14 protein-coding genes are annotated in these 16,251 nt (G+C 50.8%); 5 read left to right on the forward strand and 9 right to left on the reverse strand.

Going from position 1 to position 16,251, the window contains the following annotated elements; all coding sequences use genetic code 11:
- Positions 1-2 precede the first annotated feature (2 nt).
- The 8 genes from BLX24_RS13135 to BLX24_RS13170 form a co-directional block, all read right to left on the reverse strand.
- Positions 3-821, reverse strand: coding sequence for a sterol desaturase family protein (locus BLX24_RS13135; protein WP_229201795.1), 819 nt, complete (start codon positions 819-821; stop codon positions 3-5).
- Positions 822-1,027: 206 nt separating this feature from the next.
- Positions 1,028-2,281: a glutamate-5-semialdehyde dehydrogenase gene (locus BLX24_RS13140; protein ID WP_071503618.1), complete on the reverse strand. Its 1,254-nt coding sequence runs from the start codon at positions 2,279-2,281 to the stop codon at positions 1,028-1,030.
- Positions 2,282-2,387: 106 nt separating this feature from the next.
- Positions 2,388-3,743 carry a HAMP domain-containing sensor histidine kinase gene (locus tag BLX24_RS13145; protein ID WP_071503619.1) on the reverse strand — a complete coding sequence of 452 codons (1,356 nt, stop codon included), beginning with the start codon at positions 3,741-3,743 and terminating at the stop codon, positions 2,388-2,390.
- Between the two features lie 6 nt (positions 3,744-3,749).
- Positions 3,750-4,427, reverse strand: coding sequence for a response regulator transcription factor (locus BLX24_RS13150; RefSeq protein ID WP_177225842.1), 678 nt, complete (start codon positions 4,425-4,427; stop codon positions 3,750-3,752).
- A gap of 653 nt (positions 4,428-5,080) precedes the next feature.
- Entirely contained in the window at positions 5,081-5,626 is a 546-nt protein-coding gene (locus tag BLX24_RS13155; RefSeq protein WP_071503621.1) for a CopD family protein, read from the reverse strand.
- A 129-nt stretch (positions 5,627-5,755) separates the two neighbouring features.
- Positions 5,756-6,130, reverse strand: coding sequence for a YtxH domain-containing protein (locus tag BLX24_RS13160; protein ID WP_071503622.1), 375 nt, complete (start codon positions 6,128-6,130; stop codon positions 5,756-5,758).
- Between the two features lie 91 nt (positions 6,131-6,221).
- On the reverse strand, positions 6,222-6,461 hold the full coding sequence (locus tag BLX24_RS13165; RefSeq protein ID WP_071503623.1) for a YtxH domain-containing protein: 240 nt from the start codon (positions 6,459-6,461) through the stop codon (positions 6,222-6,224).
- A gap of 244 nt (positions 6,462-6,705) precedes the next feature.
- Positions 6,706-7,281, reverse strand: coding sequence for a Dps family protein (locus tag BLX24_RS13170; RefSeq protein WP_071503624.1), 576 nt, complete (start codon positions 7,279-7,281; stop codon positions 6,706-6,708).
- A 144-nt stretch (positions 7,282-7,425) separates the two neighbouring features.
- Between BLX24_RS13170 and BLX24_RS13175 the strand changes: the two genes are divergently transcribed.
- Positions 7,426-8,772 carry a neutral/alkaline non-lysosomal ceramidase N-terminal domain-containing protein gene (locus tag BLX24_RS13175; protein ID WP_071503625.1) on the forward strand — a complete coding sequence of 449 codons (1,347 nt, stop codon included), beginning with the start codon at positions 7,426-7,428 and terminating at the stop codon, positions 8,770-8,772.
- Positions 8,773-8,873: 101 nt separating this feature from the next.
- Positions 8,874-9,977 (forward strand): vWA domain-containing protein, encoded by a 1,104-nt coding sequence (locus BLX24_RS13180; protein WP_071503626.1) that lies wholly within the window; start codon positions 8,874-8,876, stop codon positions 9,975-9,977.
- An 88-nt stretch (positions 9,978-10,065) separates the two neighbouring features.
- Here the strand turns inward: BLX24_RS13180 and BLX24_RS13185 are convergent, their stop codons facing one another.
- Complete coding sequence (locus BLX24_RS13185) at positions 10,066-12,351, reverse strand: IPT/TIG domain-containing protein (protein WP_083421957.1); 2,286 nt, start codon at positions 12,349-12,351, stop codon at positions 10,066-10,068.
- Between the two features lie 420 nt (positions 12,352-12,771).
- Between BLX24_RS13185 and BLX24_RS13195 the strand changes: the two genes are divergently transcribed.
- The 3 genes from BLX24_RS13195 to BLX24_RS13205 all read left to right on the forward strand — a co-directional run bounded on the left by BLX24_RS13195 (position 12,772) and on the right by BLX24_RS13205 (position 16,227).
- On the forward strand, positions 12,772-14,403 hold the full coding sequence (locus BLX24_RS13195) for an ABC-F family ATP-binding cassette domain-containing protein (protein WP_071503629.1): 1,632 nt from the start codon (positions 12,772-12,774) through the stop codon (positions 14,401-14,403).
- 95 nt (positions 14,404-14,498) lie between these two features.
- A complete protein-coding gene (locus tag BLX24_RS13200; protein ID WP_071503630.1) occupies positions 14,499-14,870 on the forward strand; it encodes a DMT family protein in 372 nt (123 codons plus the stop codon).
- 13 nt (positions 14,871-14,883) lie between these two features.
- Entirely contained in the window at positions 14,884-16,227 is a 1,344-nt protein-coding gene (locus BLX24_RS13205; RefSeq protein ID WP_071503631.1) for a dihydrolipoyl dehydrogenase family protein, read from the forward strand.
- The last annotated feature ends 24 nt before the right edge of the window (positions 16,228-16,251 follow it).

Raw genomic sequence — 16,251 nt, forward strand, 5'->3', positions numbered from 1 at the left:
TGTCAGTACTCAACGAGCTTATCATCTTTTTTGGTTACTCTGGTATTATTCTTGCTCAATCCCATGACTTCGCGCATTTCGTCGGCAGTGAGGGACGAGCCGTCATGGCTCCAGCCGGGCGGTTCGAGCAGGTAGCGGAGTTTCTGCACCAGCGGCCCGGGTTTCCGCAGATCTTCACCCAGTTTTTTCCATTCGTGGAAAACCAGATTACCCGGTGACTGATCCGTAATGTTTGTGGTTAGTCCATAGCGGACAGGATCTTCCGGTGCCTCATCGGCAAATGTACCAAACAGCCGGTCCCAGATAATCAGGCACATGCCCATATTCCGGTCCAGATACCGCACGTTTGACGCGTGGTGAACACGGTGATGCGACGGGGTTACCATAAACCACTCCAGCACGCCGAGTTTGCCGACATATTGCGTATGTACCAGAATGCCCCAGATTTGGGTTGCAGAGTACATAAACACAATGTCCTCTGCGCGGAAACCCAGAAGAGCGATTGGTAAAAAGTAAACAAACCGGTAAAGTGGCTGAAAAACAGAAGACCGGAAGCCAACGGTCAGATTAAACTCTTCTGACGAGTGATGGGTTACATGCACGGCCCAGAATAACCGGCAGAAATGATCGACCCGGTGCAACCAGTAGAACGCAAAATCTTCGAGCAGCAGCAGGCCGATCCAGTAAGCCCACGGATTACTGATTTCGGTTAACCGATGCTGCCATACCCAGAACAGAACGGCGACGTAAAAGCCGCGTACCAGTAAATCAAGACTGGCGTTCAGAATCGTTAAGTACACATTCTGCAAAATTCCTTTCACAGAATACAGATGACGGTGATGTAAATAGCTGAGAAGAATCTCAGTGCCGATCACAAGCGCATAAACGGGCGTCGTGATCATCATTAGTATAGATTCGCGCGCGCTGACCATAGCCAAGTTGGTGGAAGAAAGTCTGCAAATAAGTGTTATTTGCAGACTCCGACTATGAGATATCTCAATTTTAATAAAATTCTAACGCTATCTGGTTACCAGCGGACTTGCCCGTCGCCGGTAACGACCCATTTTTCGGTAACCAGTTTTTCCAGCGCAAACGGGCCTCTGGCGTGTAGTTTCTGGGTTGAAATGCCGATTTCGGCACCAAGACCGAAAACGCCCCCGTCTGTAAAGCGGGTTGACGCATTGGCATATACCGCCGCCGCATCGACTTCTGTTAAGAAACGATCAATCACAGCCTGATTCTGCGACACGATTGCCTCCGAGTGGCGGGATGAATAGTTCTGGATATGCGACAAGGCTTCGTCCGGACCGGAAACTACCTTAACAGCGCATTTATAGTCCAGAAACTCGCGTCCGAAATCGCCCGGCTGCGCAGGCTGCAGGTTGGTATAGCCGGCCTCGCTCAGTATCGTATAGGCAGCTTCGTCGGCAAAGACTTCTACGCTCCACTTCGTGAAATCCGGAATCAGCATGGGCAGGAATGTGGCTGCAATGGCTGCATCGACCAGCACACAGTCGAGTGAATTACACACGGAAGGGCGTGACACGCGGCCGTTAACAACAATATCACGGGCTTTGATCAGATCGGCCGTGGCTTCGACATAACCATGACAGACACCGGCACCGGTTTCAATCGTCGGTACAAGCGAATTTTTCCGGACAAACTGAATCAGCGCGTCGGAGCCACGGGGAATGATAATGTCGACGTACCGGGTGGCCGTCAATAACTCATTCACGACAGCACGGTCAGGCGGCAACAGCAGCACGGCCTCGGCTGGAATGGAAAACTCCGCCAGGGTCTGCTGAATCAGGCCGACCAGAATCCGGTTCGACAAGTCTGCTTCCTTGCCACCTTTCAGCACACAGGCATTGCCCGAACGCAGGCAAAGTGATGCCACATCGACGGTTACATTCGGTCGTGATTCATAAATGACGCCCACTACTCCCAGCGGTACAGCGATTTTCCGTAGTGTCAGCCCTTGTTCAATGGTACGCTCCAGCAATACCTCACCGGTGGGGTCCGGGAGAATGGCTACGGCCCGCAGGCTGTCCGCCAGGTCAGCAACGCGCTTCTCTGTCAGGCGTAACCGGTCTTTTTTGGGGTCAGTGTCGGGCATCCGGTCCAGATCTTTCTGGTTTTCGGCCAGAATCTGGCTGGTGTGAGCGAGTAATACATCGGCCAGGCGATTCAGCAAGGTTGTTTTTTGCGAATCACTCAGTCGACGAACCGTTGCAGCAGCCTGTTGGGTCTGCTGTAGCAAAGGAGTGATGGTATTTGTCATTGGCAAATCGACAACGTTCGTCGTGTTTAAGGGGCCAAATATACGGATAAATATCTGGTCTGCTGCCGGTTGTTTTTGTTGACGGAGAACGTCGTATGCTGAGTCGTTACTGCTGCGCCTGAACAGGGAAATACAGCGTAATGGTAGTCCCCTGATTCAGGACAGAATGAATCCGTAGCTGACCGTGGTGCAACTGGATAATCCGGTAGGTTAAAGCCAGACCAATCCCGTGTCCCTGAATCTGCATGGTGTTTTCGGACCGGTAAAAGGCTTCAAAAATATGGGGCAGATCAGCATCTGAAATACCGTATCCCTGGTCAATAAACTGGAGTTTGATTTTTTCGGCCGTAAAGGACAATACGACGCGGACACTGTGTTTCGGCGAGTATTTACATCCGTTTTCCATCAGATTCTGAAAGGCCGTCGTTAACAAGGCACTTTCGCCGGTTAAGGTAAGGTCTTCTTCCTGTTCAGGAAAATTGTCGAACTCAATATCAATCTGATAATCAGGTTGTTTATGAAGGATATTGGTACGGGCCTGCCAGAGCATTTCATCAACGCGGACGGCGTGCATATCAATGGTAGCGGCATCAGCATTAATATGGGCCAGTTCAAGAAGCCCGTTCGTGAGGGAGATCATTTTCCGGACCTCTTCCAGTACGTTTTCGAGGGTGGCCGCATATTCAGTCGTTGAACGCGGCGACATAAGTGTCACGTCGATCTGTCCCATCATCACCGTCAACGGAGTCCTCAGCTCATGAGACGCATGAGAAACAAAGCTTTTCTGGGAGATGAACGCTTCTTCCAGCCGATTCAGCATCTGGTTAAAGGTATGCGCCAGTTGCGCCAGTTCGTCGCGCTGACGGCCGACACGCAACCGTTTGTGTATATTGGTTGCCGAAATTGCATTCACCTGCGTAATAATTTCGGAAACGGGGCGTAGCGCATCACTGGCAAAAAGCCAGCCCGAAATTCCGACGATGATAAGGCCTACCAGCCAGCCCAGAAAGAGAATTTGCCGCAGGCGGTCAATTTTTGAAAACCCATAACGATCATAGGCCGTCGCCACAACAACCAGCAACTGGTTGTTGTGGTCGCGGAAGGTGATGCCGACGCCTTCGAAGCTGCTTTGTTTGAAGAAAAAGACCTTGTGCTGCCGGATGTAGGTCAGCAGGTTTCCGATATGAGCAATGTTGCGGACGGTATTGCTGTTATAAACGACCTTGTTCTGTTCGTTATAGATCGTTACCTGTTCGTCTGACAGGACAGGAAGGTCTTTTCCGGGAACTTCCCCGACATCATCCCGCAGCCGTACCGTGGTCGTCGCTTTTTCGACTAACCGTTGCTGAAACTCCGTTTCCCGGAACTGGCTGTACTGGTAGTAGGTAAAGACCGAGAACAGTAACAGGATGGATGCTACCAGCAAAGCGAAGAGCAGTGTGAGCCGGGTCCGGATATTCATGGAATGTTATTCTTCTTTCAGCATATATCCCATACCAATAACGGTATGGATGAGACGGGTAGGAAAATCCTTATCAATCTTCTTCCGCAGAAAGTTGACATAGACATCAATCACGTTGGTACCGGTATCGAAATGGATATCCCAGACCTTTTCGGCAATGTCGATCCGGGAAACAACCCGGCCGCGGTTGCGCATCAGGTATTCCAGCAGGCCAAATTCCTTGGCCGTTAATTCAATGCGTTTGCCGGCACGGCGGGCAACTTTCTCGTTAAGGTCGAGTTCGAGGTCAGCAATTTTAAGCACATTGGCCTGCGGTCCTGAGTCGCTGCCGCGTTTGTGCAGCGCTTTCAGCCGGGCCATCAGTTCGCGGAACTCAAAAGGTTTAACCAGATAATCATCGGCACCGGCGTCGAACCCTGTCAGTTTATCGTCCACAGAGCCCATGGCAGTCAGCATGAGCACCGGTGTTTTTACCTGTTGCTGCCGCAGTGAGTGGACTACATCAAATCCATTCATCTTAGGCAGGTTAACATCCAGGATAATCACATCAAACGGTTTACTGATGGCCATTGCGCGGCCAATTTGCCCGTCAAATGCGACATCAACTTCACACGACTGCTCTTCCAGTCCTTTTTTGATAAACGAGGCCAGTTTTGGTTCGTCTTCTACTACCAGAATTTTCATATCTGCAACATACATCGTTGGCGCAAATTTTAAAAGTGACTGACTGATTTACTTATCCTGTAAAATGACTGCTGGTATCAAAAAAGCCGTCCCGAAAATCGGAGCGGCTTTCTGCTTCTATCCACACCATTTCAAAATGCGGCTTATCTGATGGCGATAAACCCATTTTGATGTTCAACCTTCCCTTGTAAAGGATCTTTATGAATTACGTATTCAATGTCTGTTTTAACGCTTCTGCACGTAGTCTTTTGTGCGTTTGCATGGTACAAAGGTGAGCCTGTAAGATTAAAACGAAGTTAAGGGTATGTTAAAATTTGCTTATAATAAAGCACAACAAAAAAGCTACCCGGGAACACCCGAATAGCTTTCCGACTATATCCACACCATTTAAAACAGCCTGTTGGCTGTTTGCCTTTGCGCTACAGAAGCGCTATATCTTTAAAGTACAATAATGTACCCGACTTATCACTGCTGTTTGATGATGCAAATATATAACATGAAATTTAAATCAAAAAATTTCAGACCAATTGCTAAAAAAAAACTTGATTAATAAAAAATGTGAATAAGTGTCGGTTTTTTTACTATGTATTCTTAAGGTTTCTTATCGGTTACTTTGTGTGGATAACCAGGTTAGTGTTCTCATTATAAGTTAGTTATTTTCTTTTTTGTTGCTTTTTGAGCCGTAGGGTACGATAGAATCGTATAGAAAAGAGTAAGAGAAGTATAAAAATGGCCAGACCGAGTAGCCCCCAAAGCAGGCTTAATGTGTCTTTCAGGACAACTAAAAAAACAATTCCGAACAAAAAAATTGTTGCAATTTCATTCCATATCCGCATTTGGTTAGACGAATATCGCAGGTTTCCTGTTTGTTGCTGACGAAAAATAAGGTGTGTCAGGCCATGATAAACGTAGAGACCGGCAACCAGGCAGAGTTTCCAGATCAGCCATCCCGGGGTGGCGCCGTAATTGTACCACGTGCTCAAGCCCATGATCAGGGTGATAACCGCCGATGGCCAGGTGATACCGTACCAGAGGCGGCGCTGCATCAGCAGCAACTGGTTTCGCAACACGGTCTGCCCGGATTCGGGCAGCGCTGCCGACTCGACAACATATACGAATAACCGGGGCATATAAAATAAACCTGCGAACCAGGTAACTACAAAAATGATATGAAGCGCCTTGAAATATAAAAAAGTCATACTGCCGGATAGTTGCTGAAATAAGCTGCAAGATTACAAAAAAAGCCCCGACCTGTGGATAGGCCGGGGCTCTTGTTTCATAGCGTTGAGTATATTGGTAATCTGTGCAATCGAAAAGAAAAGCGGATATTATCCTACTTTAAAGGCATCTTTGGCCTGTTCTACACCGTCTTTGGTTTTATCGGCCAGTTCGTCGACTTTGTCGTTGTATTTTTCGCGTACTTCTTCCTTGTCGTAAGCGTATTTATTCTGGGCACGGTTCTGAATCGTATCCAGTTGTTCTTTTGCCTTATCTGCGTACTGGTTAACCTGAGCTTTCGCCTGGTCATAGCCTTGCTTAACCTGCTCTACACCTTTTTCCCACTGGTCTTTGAGGTCCTGTGAGCGTTTGTTAGCTTCGTCTGCAATTTGCTGGCGTGTTTCTTTACCGCTACGTGGGGCAGTTAAAATACCGATAGCAACACCTGTTAATAAACCAGTCAGAAAATCTCTTGTACTACGCATAATGGTTGTTGGTTTTACTGTGAAAGATGAATGTGAAACCGGAGCCCTCTGCTACAATCGGTTCTCCACTGCTCCGGTTTAATGTATTTGATTATTTACTGATCTTGCCGGCTACATCCTTAGCCTTTGATGCCGAAGCATCTACAAACTCGTTGTACTGCTTCTTAATGCTTTCGATGCCGTCCTGCAACTGATCCTGCAGATCATTAAAGAATGAATCTGTCCCGTCAGCAATTTTTTTACGTGTTGATTTACCGCTTTTGGGTGCGATCAAGACGCCCAGCGCAACGCCGGCTGCAATACCGATTATGATTCCTGGTAATGATTTCATGGTTCTTGTTGTTTAAAAGATTGTGTGTCAATCAATCGTAATACCTCAGAGAAAAAAACGTACCACAACCAAAATTATTTTTCAAGTATTTGTATTTCAGTTAATTAATTTTGAATTGTGGAATTTAATATGTTGATCTCCGGGTATAATTTTCCACATTTATACCCGGCTATTCCTCAGGCTGCAACAGAAAAGGCCTGCCATTCGGCAAGCCTTTTCTGTATACTGCTTAGTCAATAACTCATTAGTGCTTAACCAGCTCTTCGCGTTCCTGTGCTGACAGCAGAACGGAGTCTGCGCCAAGGAAATGCTCAATGTGGTGGGCGCGGTCTTCGACTTTATACAGTATCTGTTTCAGCAGCGTTTCAGTCGCATAATCCATCCGCTCGGTGGCGTTTTTAATGGATTTCCGAAGCTCAATGGCAATCTTTTTCTCGGCAGCCATATCACGTTCCAGTGACTCCCGGATACGGAATACACCCTCTTCTTCGTGTTCGATATACGACAGTTTATAGACATTGTTGGGATGGCAGGTTGGTGCAAAGCCCATCACTGTCAGACGCTCGGCCAGTTTATCATATTGTTCGTGGACCTCCGTATAATTGCCCTCAAAGAACAGGTGCAGGTCGCGGAACTGCGGTCCTTCAACAAGCCAGTGGTGTTTGTGATATTGCTGATGCAGGGTAATGAAGGTAGCCAGGTGCCGGTCCAGTTCTTTGGCCATGGCCGTTGCGGTCTCTTTGCTGAGACCAACCGGGTTGTCGGCATACTCTTTGGCTTCTCTGATTTTTTCGTCGATTTTTACTTCCTGGGTTTTCATATCGTGAGTTTAATCTGGTTGATAAGTAATCACCAGAGATAACCTGTAAATATGGAAGATTGTTGGAGGAGCAGGATAGTTATTTTTAGCCGGCCGGGCCATTGACCCACCGGAAAATCCGCGTAAGTTTGATGGATCAAGCTTATGAAATACGTACGGATTTTTCTGAAAATATGCCTTGGGCTGATTGCCCTGGTTGTTCTGTTTACGGTGCTCAATATCATACCGGTCGATAACACCCCGTATCAGCAGGCTGACTTCTATAACGAAACCCGGAACCGGCTCATGGCACTGCCCGGACCGGCACCGGCGCAGACGCCGCTACGGGCAGGCTGGGCGCGCGAAAACCTGACGCCTTCCTTTACGACACCGACGGGGGGCTATGGAGCGCGGCGCGGAAAGCACTGGACCAGCGTCCACGATTCGGTTTATGTAAAAGCCATTGTGCTAGACAACGGTACCAATCGGGTCGCGCTGGTGGCCCTCGACCTGCTCATTACACCACCGACCGTGGCCGAAGCGCTGAAAAAGCGCCTGCCGGAGATTGGCTTCCGGTGGGAAAATGTCTTTACCGGAGCGATTCACTCGCATAATACGATCGGCGCCTGGGCGCCCGGCCTCGTCGGGGGGCTCATTGCCGGTGAGTATGACGAGCGCGTTGTGCCGCTGATTACCGACCGGATCCTGAAAGCCATTGACCGTGCGCAAAAGCAGCTGGCTCCCGTAACGGTTGGCTATACACAGACCGATGGCAAATCGCTGGTGTATAACCGGCTGATTGAAAACGGCCCGGTTTTCGGTGATATTCAGTTGCTCAAACTACAGAAACCATCGGGAGAGTCGGCCGTAATTTGCGCGTACGGTGGCCATGCAACGGTGATCGATATGAAGCAGTATCAGTACCTGAGCCGGGATTATCCGGGGGCTTTGGTCGATAAGCTCGAAAAGGAAACCGGTAGCTTTACCTTGTTTGTGGCCGGTGCCGTGGGGAGTACCGGCCCGAAAATTGACGGACCGGACCGGCTTGCAGCCATGGCACAATATGCTGATAGTCTGAGCCGCCGGATTATACCGGCTCTGAAGGCAATACAGCCGGCCCCCGATTCGGCTCTGGGTATGCTGACCCTGCCGTTGACCCTGCGCGACCCGCATGTACGGATCAGTGATGGCCTGCGGGTCCGGCCGTGGCTGTTTTATGCCGTTTACGGCGACTATCCGTCGGAGCTGAAGGCGTTGCAGATCGGGAAAACGGTATTTGTCGGCACACCCTGCGATTTTTCGGGCATGCTGGTGCCTGCCTTGCAGCCGGTTGCCCGCCAGAAAAAACTGAATCTGGTAGTGACGAGCTTTAACGGGGGCTATATCGGCTACATAACGCCTGATCAGTATTATCATCTGGGCCGCTACGAGACCAATGACATGAACTGGTTCGGGCCGCAGAACGGTGATTATTTTGTGGAGATGATGTCGGGTCTGATCCGGAAGTTCTAGGCATACAGAAAGAGTACAGGCCGGGGCTGTTCAGACCGAACAAATCCCGGGAAGTTGCTGTTTCTTCATCAGCAGTAAATACCAATAACCCTGGCGATTTTATGAAAGGCTTTCATTTTTCTCAGTATGTGCCGCCGGAGCAAAAGAGCGGCAGCAAATTCGATCAGTTGCTGAATATATTTCAGCAGTTGCTGCTGATTACTTCCGGCGATGTCGAGCAAGCCATGGCCTGGATGAATCAGCTTGACCGGCAGTACAGCCTGACTGACGATAAATATGGGATGGGCGATTTCTTCGAGGAGTTGAAGCAGAAGGGATATCTGACGGAAGAAAATCAGGAGGGCCGTCTCGTAATGACCCCGAAAAGTGAGCAGACGATTCGCCGGAGTGCACTGGATGAGATTTTTGGTAAGCTGAAGCGGTCAAAAGCCGGAGGAAATCATCAGACGCCGTATACCGGGTCGGGAGACGAGCTGAGCAGTGATCTGCGGTCGTATCAGTTCGGAGATACCCTGGAGCAGATTTCCATGACGGAGTCGATCCGGAATGCGCAGATTAACAGCGGCCTTGACGACTTCCGGCTGATGGAACGGGATCTTGAGGTAACCGAGAAGGAGCAGAAAACCCAGACCTCGACGGTATTGATGATCGACATCAGCCATTCGATGATCCTGTACGGCGAAGACCGGATTACACCGGCCAAGAAAGTAGCGTTGGCCCTTGTGGAGCTGGTGAAGCAGAAATACCCGAAAGACACGCTCGATATTGTGGTGTTTGGCAACGACGCCTGGCAGATTCAGGCCAAGGAACTGCCCTATCTGGAAGTCGGTCCTTACCACACCAACACGGTGGCCGGTCTGGAACTGGCCATGGATCTGCTGCGACGCCGGAAGAATAAGAACAAGCAGATTTTTATGATTACCGACGGAAAACCGACCTGTCTGAAAGAAGGAATCCGGTATTATAAAAACAGCTTCGGCCTTGACCGGAAAGTGGTAGGCAAAACCCTGACACTGGCAGCGCAGTGCCGTCGGCTGGATATTCCGATTACTACCTTCATGATTGCTACAGACCCTTATCTGAAGCAGTTTGTGCAGGAGTTTACGAAAGTGAACAACGGCCGTGCCTATTACAGTGGTTTGCAGGGACTGGGCAACATGATGTTCGAAGATTTTCAGCGTAACCGCCGGAAAAACATCAAATAACGTAGAGACGCAACATCTTGCGTCTCATTTTTTTTGCCCTGTTATTTATTGTTTTCCGGACGATGCTGAGACGCAACATATTGCGTCTCTACTGAATTTTGAAATCGTCGCCGGTGCAGACGGTACCGCCGTCGTTGGAAACGCAGATCGGACCATCGGTGGCGTCGGCGGGGACGGTGACAATCAATGAGGTACCTGATGGGCGGAACGTGGCTGCGGCCGATTTCCCTCCCCCGAATTTAACGGTCTTCACGGTACTGAGATTCTGACCGGTCAGGGTGATTTCGGTACCTGCTTTGCCCGTCAGCGGTGCAAAACTCAGCCCCGCCGGTAAAATCGTGACGTTGAAACTAGCGGTTGAACAGGTCGTGCCACCATCGTTGGTAATGCAGATCGGGCCATCCGTTGCATCGGCCGGTACGGTGACAATCAGCGAAGTACCCGACACACGGAAGCTGGCCGCCGCTGATTTGCCGTTGCCAAACCGCACCTCTTTCGTGCTTGCCAGATTTTGTCCCGTAATGGTCAGACTAGACAGTACGGCCCCGCTGGCCGGAGCCAGGGCCACTCCCGAAGGAGGCAGCAGCACATTGAAGGCTGCTACGGAGCATACTGTCCCGACGCTGTTGGTGACGCAGATGGTTCCGTCAGTGGCGCTGGCCGGAACCGTAACGACCAGGGTATTGCCCGACACGCGGAACGTCGCCGCTGCCGACTTGCCACTGCCAAACCGTACTTCGGTCACATCCTGTAAGTTCTGGCCACTGATGGTTACCGAACTGCCGATGCTGCCGCTGGCAGGACTGAAGGTGATAGCCGACGGCGCCCGTTGAACGGTAAAGGCGGTTGGAGTTGATACTTCGCCTGCATCATTCACGATTTTGATAGCTCCGGTCTGCGCATCCGATGGTACTTTTACCCAGATTTCTTCGTCGGTATTTTTGCCGTCGTTTACCGCACCGCCCGCACTGCCCGTAAAAAATACCCTGGCATCCAGCAGGAAATCGCCCTGGATGGCTACCCGTCCGGCAACCTGCTGGCGGGTTGTGAATGACGTAACTACCGGCGGCAGCACAACAATGATATTCCGGGCATTGCTGTTTCCGGCGCGGTTGCTGACCACAACAGGGCCGGAGGTGGCGTCGGCCGGTACAATGGCGCGAACCTCCGAACCTTCGGTACGGGCCGAGATAGCGGCGGTTTTGCCGTTGACTTTTACCTCGGTGATGCGGTGCAGATTGGGGCCGGTAATAACGAGTTCACGTCCTCTGATCTGACGGGCCGGACTCACCGAAAGGCTGCCGGGCGTCAGGATGGCTAGAAATGTCTGCTGACTTGTTGTCGTACCGCCGATGCCGCTGACAGTTACCGGCTGATCACCGGACTGGGCCAGGGCCGGAATGGTGACCTCCAGCTGCGTATCGCTGACGATCCGGAAGGAAGCGGTGGTGCTGCCGATTTTAACCTCGGCGACATCGCGCAGATTCCGGCCGGTAAGGAGCAGTTTATCCCCCTGAATACCTTCGGTTATGCTGAGGCCGCTTGCATCTACAATGGGTGGATAGGCAAGAATCACACTATCGGCACTGGTTGCGACCAGCCGGTCAAATGTAGTAATGGTTAATTTACCTGACGAGGCATTGGCCGGTACGACCGTACGGATTTCCGTGTCGCCTGCCTGTGTTTGAGTCGTTGTAACGCCGTTGATTTTAACGACACCGTTGGCCAGATTTTTGCCCTGAATCACGAGCTCCTGCCCGATGCGGGGGCGCTTGGGCGAAAAAGACGTGATTTCCGGCGTACCGGCAACAATAAAATCGGCCGTTACCGAACCGCCTTCTGTTTCCAGATACAGCTTCTGGAGACCAGGCTGTGCATTGGCCGGTATCGTTACAGATACCGACTGCGGGTTTACAACGGTAGTCTGCGTGGCGGGAATAACGCCGAAACGGATTACTTTCAGATGATCCAGAAAGTCGCCGGTGATGATAACAGACGCGCCCGGTAATCCGTTGGCCGGCGTGACAAGCGTCAGGACGGGCATCGGCTGTAAGACTGTAAAGGCTACCGGATCAGACGTACCTTCCTGATTAATGACCTGTATCTGAGTGGCTCCCGTTTCCATGCGCGGAACGGTGACAGTCATGGCCTGATCGGTATTGTTTTTTATGGAAGCCGCGACAAACGTTCCGCTTTGCCCGAACGTAACGTTGGGGTCATTGCCGAACTGAAACCCGGTCAGGATCACGTCTTGTCCGATGGTAGCCGTTTTAGGGGTTACGGCGGTTAATTCAGGGGGGTATTGTTTAACCCGGCAAGTCAGCACAGAAACTGACAGCAAAACGAGCCAACAAAGCGTACACAAAGATTTCATAAGCACAAATCGTCCAGCAGTGTAATCGGTGTGGGTCGTAAAGTTAGGGAATTTAGCCGAACGGATGGCTTTGATGTTGGATGCTTGGTACCAGGAGCTTGATACCAGATGCTTGATATCAGGAGCTTGATACCAAGGACTTGATGCCAGATGCTTTGTATAGGGAGCTTGATGTCAGATATTTGATACCAGATGCCGGATGATGGATACACTCAGTATCTATTAGCTGGTATTCAACCATCCGGTATCTATGATATCATCAGAACCATTCTGGATCCAGAACAACCAGTATCCGGCATCCAGAACATCCCGAACAACAGTATCCGGAACATAACGCCCGGCTTCCCGAATCTGCATAAATTTCCGTACCTTTGTGCATTATTTATCAACGAAATACAACCGGATTGCCGGTATTACTGAATGGTAACTGTATCCAACGTCTCGCTCCGCTACGGAAAGCGGGTGCTGTTTGACGATGTCAACATTAAATTCACTCCCGGTAACTGTTATGGCGTGATTGGGGCCAACGGTGCCGGTAAGTCAACGTTCCTGAAAATTTTATCCGGTGAAATAGAAGCACAAACCGGTTCAGTGTCAATCGGCGCCGGCGAACGGATGTCGGTACTGAAACAGAATCAGTTTGCCTTTGATGAATTCCCGGTATTGCAGACGGTCATCATGGGTAACCAGCGGCTGTATGATATCATGCAGGAGAAGGATGTGCTGTATGCAAAAACTGATTTTACAGATGCCGACGGGGAGCGCGCCGCTGAGCTGGAGGCCGAGTTTGCGGAAATGAACGGCTGGGATGCCGAATCGGATGCGGCAACGCTGTTGTCGGGTCTGGGTATCCGCGAAGACCTGCATTACACACAAATGGCGGACCTCAACGGGTCTGAAAAAGTACGGGTTTTGCTGGCGCAGGCTTTGTTTGGTAACCCCGATATCCTGCTGCTTGACGAACCGACCAACAACCTTGACGTTGAATCGTCGATCTGGCTGGAAAACTTCCTGGCCAACTTCCAGAATACGGTCATTGTCGTATCCCACGACCGCCACTTCCTGGATCAGGTGTGTACGCACATCGTCGACATCGACTTCAGCAAGGTGAAGATGTATTCGGGTAACTACACGTTCTGGTACGAATCGAGTCAGCTTGCCCTGAAACAACGCCAGGATCAGAACAAGAAGGTAGAAGACAAACGGAAAGAACTCGAAGAGTTTATCCGCCGTTTTTCGGCCAACGCCTCGAAGTCGAAGCAGGCTACCAGCCGGGCAAAATTGCTGGAGAAACTGACAATTGATGATATTCAGCCGTCGTCACGGAAGTACCCGTACATCAACTTCAAGCCTGAGCGCGAAGTCGGTGATCAGATTCTGACCGTTGAAAACCTGACTTATACCGCCGAAGACGGTACAAAACTGTTCGAAAACCTGTCGTTCACGATTAACCGCAACGATAAGGTATTTTTCTACAGCCGCGATGGCCTGGCTGTTACAGCGCTGTTCGACATTCTGTCTGGCGAGCGTAAGGCTGATTCAGGTACGTTCCGCTGGGGTGTGACCATTACAATGGCTTATTTCCCGAACGATAACGGCCGCGACAAATTCTTCCAGTCTGACCTGAACCTGGTTGACTGGCTGCGGCAGTTCTCGGTCGAAAAAGACGAAAGTTTTATCCGTGGTTTCCTCGGTCGGATGCTGTTCTCGGGCGAAGAGTCGCTGAAGAAGGCAACCGTACTGTCGGGAGGAGAAAAAGTGCGGTGTATGCTGTCACGGATGATGTTGTCGGGCGCCAACGTACTGGTACTGGACGATCCGATTAACCACCTTGACCTCGAATCGATTGAGGCCGAAAACCGCGGTCTGATCGACTTTAAAGGACCGGTGCTCTTTACGTCGCATGACCACCAGTTCGTACAGACAATTGCCAACCGGATCATTGAAATTACGCCGGCCGGTACGATCGATAAACTGATGACGTACGACGATTACATCTCCGATAGCCGTGTGAAAGCGCAGCGGGAAGAGTTGTATAACGCCGTAGCCTAGATAATAACACGTAATTTAGCCTGTACCTTAACTAACCCGATGGCCGGAGAGTTGAGGTACAGGCTTTTTTATGACTACTTTTCTAATCAACACGTATGAAAGGCTTTTACTGCGTATTACTGCTGGTTATTTCAAACACATTCATGACACTGGCCTGGTATGGCCATCTACAGGTAAAACAATGGCCGCAACTGGCCAAATTATCGCTTTTCGGGGTGATTGCCCTGAGCTGGGGACTGGCCTTTTTTGAATACGTGTTTCAGGTGCCGGCCAACCGGATTGGCTCAGATGAGACGGGCGGGCCGTTTTCCCTGTTCCAGCTCAAAATTATTCAGGAGGTAGTTTCCCTGACGGTGTTTACCCTGATGACCGTCTACCTGTTTAAATCCGACAAGCTGGCCTGGAACCACCTTATCGGATTTGTCTTCCTCGTCATCGCTGTATTTTTTATCTTTAAGAAATGGTAGCTTACTCCGTATTATGAAACATTTTGACGCCATCGTGATTGGTACCGGTTCCGCCGGATCAACAGTTGCCACTACCTTATCCGAAGCCGGTAAAAAGGTCGCCATTATCGACGATATGCCGTTTGGCGGTACGTGTTCGCAGCGAGGTTGTGATCCCAAAAAAGTGCTGGTTGGCGCCGCAGAGATTATCGCCCGTGCGCAGCATATGGCCGGTAAAGGCATCACCGGCCGGCCGGAAATCAACTGGCAGGAGCTGATGGCGTTCAAAAAAACATTTACCGGCCAGATTCCGGCCAATACGGAGCAAAAATTTGCTGATGCCGGCATTGCCATGTTTCATGGTACAGCAACCTTTTTGGATAAACAGACGATTCAGATCGGCGAGGAAAAACTGACCGCTGATCATATCGTGCTGGCCACCGGTGCAAAACCGGCTAAGCTGGGTATTCCGGGCGAGGAATTGCTGATCGACAGCACCGGTTTTCTGGCCCTGGAGTCGCTGCCCGGGTCAATGGTCATGGTCGGGGGCGGTTATATCGCCTTTGAATTTGCCCACATGGCAGCCCGTGCCGGGGCCCGTGTAACGATTCTGCATCGTGGCAGGCGCCCGCTCGAAGGCTTCGACGCCGATCTGGTGGCCATGTTGGTAAAGGCTACCGAAGCCGCCGGTATACGGGTGATTCTGGAGGCCGCAGTCGCTCAGGTGACCCCATCGGATGAGGGCTTTCAGGTAGACTACCGGAAAGGCGGGCAGACCGGATCAGTACAGGCCGGACTTGTGGTACACGCCGCAGGGCGCGCGCCCGCTGTTGAGGAACTGGATCCGGAGCGGGCGGGTATCGAACATAGCAAGAAAGGCGTTAAGGTAAACGACTACCTGCAATGCCTCGGTAATCCGGCGGTGTATGCCTGCGGTGATGTAGCCGAAAAAGGCCTGCCACTGACGCCACTGGCCGGTTATGAGGGGCGCTTGGTGGCCAAAAACATTCTGGAAAATAACGTGGAGACCTTCAATAACGCACCGGTGCCGTCGGTGGTGTTTACAATACCACCGCTGGCATCGGTGGGCATGACGGAGGAGAAGGCCCGCGAAACCGGCAAGGATCTTACCGTTACATGCGCCGAAACCAGCGATTGGTATAGCTCAAAGCGGATCAACGAAGGTATATCCGGCTATAAAACCATTGTCGACAAGGAAACCGGCCTGCTGCTGGGGGCACACCTGTTCGGCGATCACAGCGATGAGGTAATTAATCTGTTTGCCATGGCCATGAAGTTCGATATTCCGGCCAGCCAGCTCGAAAAGACCATTATGGCTTATCCGACGCGCAGTTCCGATATCCGGTATATGTTTTAGTTGGTTGGGTGCTGATTTCGGTAA

Source organism: Arsenicibacter rosenii, assembly GCF_001870735.1.
GTDB classification, from domain to species: domain Bacteria; phylum Bacteroidota; class Bacteroidia; order Cytophagales; family Spirosomataceae; genus Arsenicibacter; species Arsenicibacter rosenii.

Coding starts and splice junctions, on each gene's coding strand:
- BLX24_RS13140 (WP_071503618.1), bottom strand. CDS start 2,281: ATGACAAATACCATCACTCCTTTGCTACAGCAGACCCAACAGGCTGCT.
- BLX24_RS13145 (WP_071503619.1), bottom strand. CDS start 3,743: ATGAATATCCGGACCCGGCTCACACTGCTCTTCGCTTTGCTGGTAGCA.
- BLX24_RS13150 (WP_177225842.1), bottom strand. CDS start 4,427: ATGAAAATTCTGGTAGTAGAAGACGAACCAAAACTGGCCTCGTTTATC.
- BLX24_RS13155 (WP_071503621.1), bottom strand. CDS start 5,626: ATGACTTTTTTATATTTCAAGGCGCTTCATATCATTTTTGTAGTTACC.
- BLX24_RS13160 (WP_071503622.1), bottom strand. CDS start 6,130: ATGCGTAGTACAAGAGATTTTCTGACTGGTTTATTAACAGGTGTTGCT.
- BLX24_RS13165 (WP_071503623.1), bottom strand. CDS start 6,461: ATGAAATCATTACCAGGAATCATAATCGGTATTGCAGCCGGCGTTGCG.
- BLX24_RS13170 (WP_071503624.1), bottom strand. CDS start 7,281: ATGAAAACCCAGGAAGTAAAAATCGACGAAAAAATCAGAGAAGCCAAA.
- BLX24_RS13175 (WP_071503625.1), top strand. CDS start 7,426: ATGAAATACGTACGGATTTTTCTGAAAATATGCCTTGGGCTGATTGCC.
- BLX24_RS13180 (WP_071503626.1), top strand. CDS start 8,874: ATGAAAGGCTTTCATTTTTCTCAGTATGTGCCGCCGGAGCAAAAGAGC.
- BLX24_RS13185 (WP_083421957.1), bottom strand. CDS start 12,351: ATGAAATCTTTGTGTACGCTTTGTTGGCTCGTTTTGCTGTCAGTTTCT.
- BLX24_RS13195 (WP_071503629.1), top strand. CDS start 12,772: ATGGTAACTGTATCCAACGTCTCGCTCCGCTACGGAAAGCGGGTGCTG.
- BLX24_RS13200 (WP_071503630.1), top strand. CDS start 14,499: ATGAAAGGCTTTTACTGCGTATTACTGCTGGTTATTTCAAACACATTC.
- BLX24_RS13205 (WP_071503631.1), top strand. CDS start 14,884: ATGAAACATTTTGACGCCATCGTGATTGGTACCGGTTCCGCCGGATCA.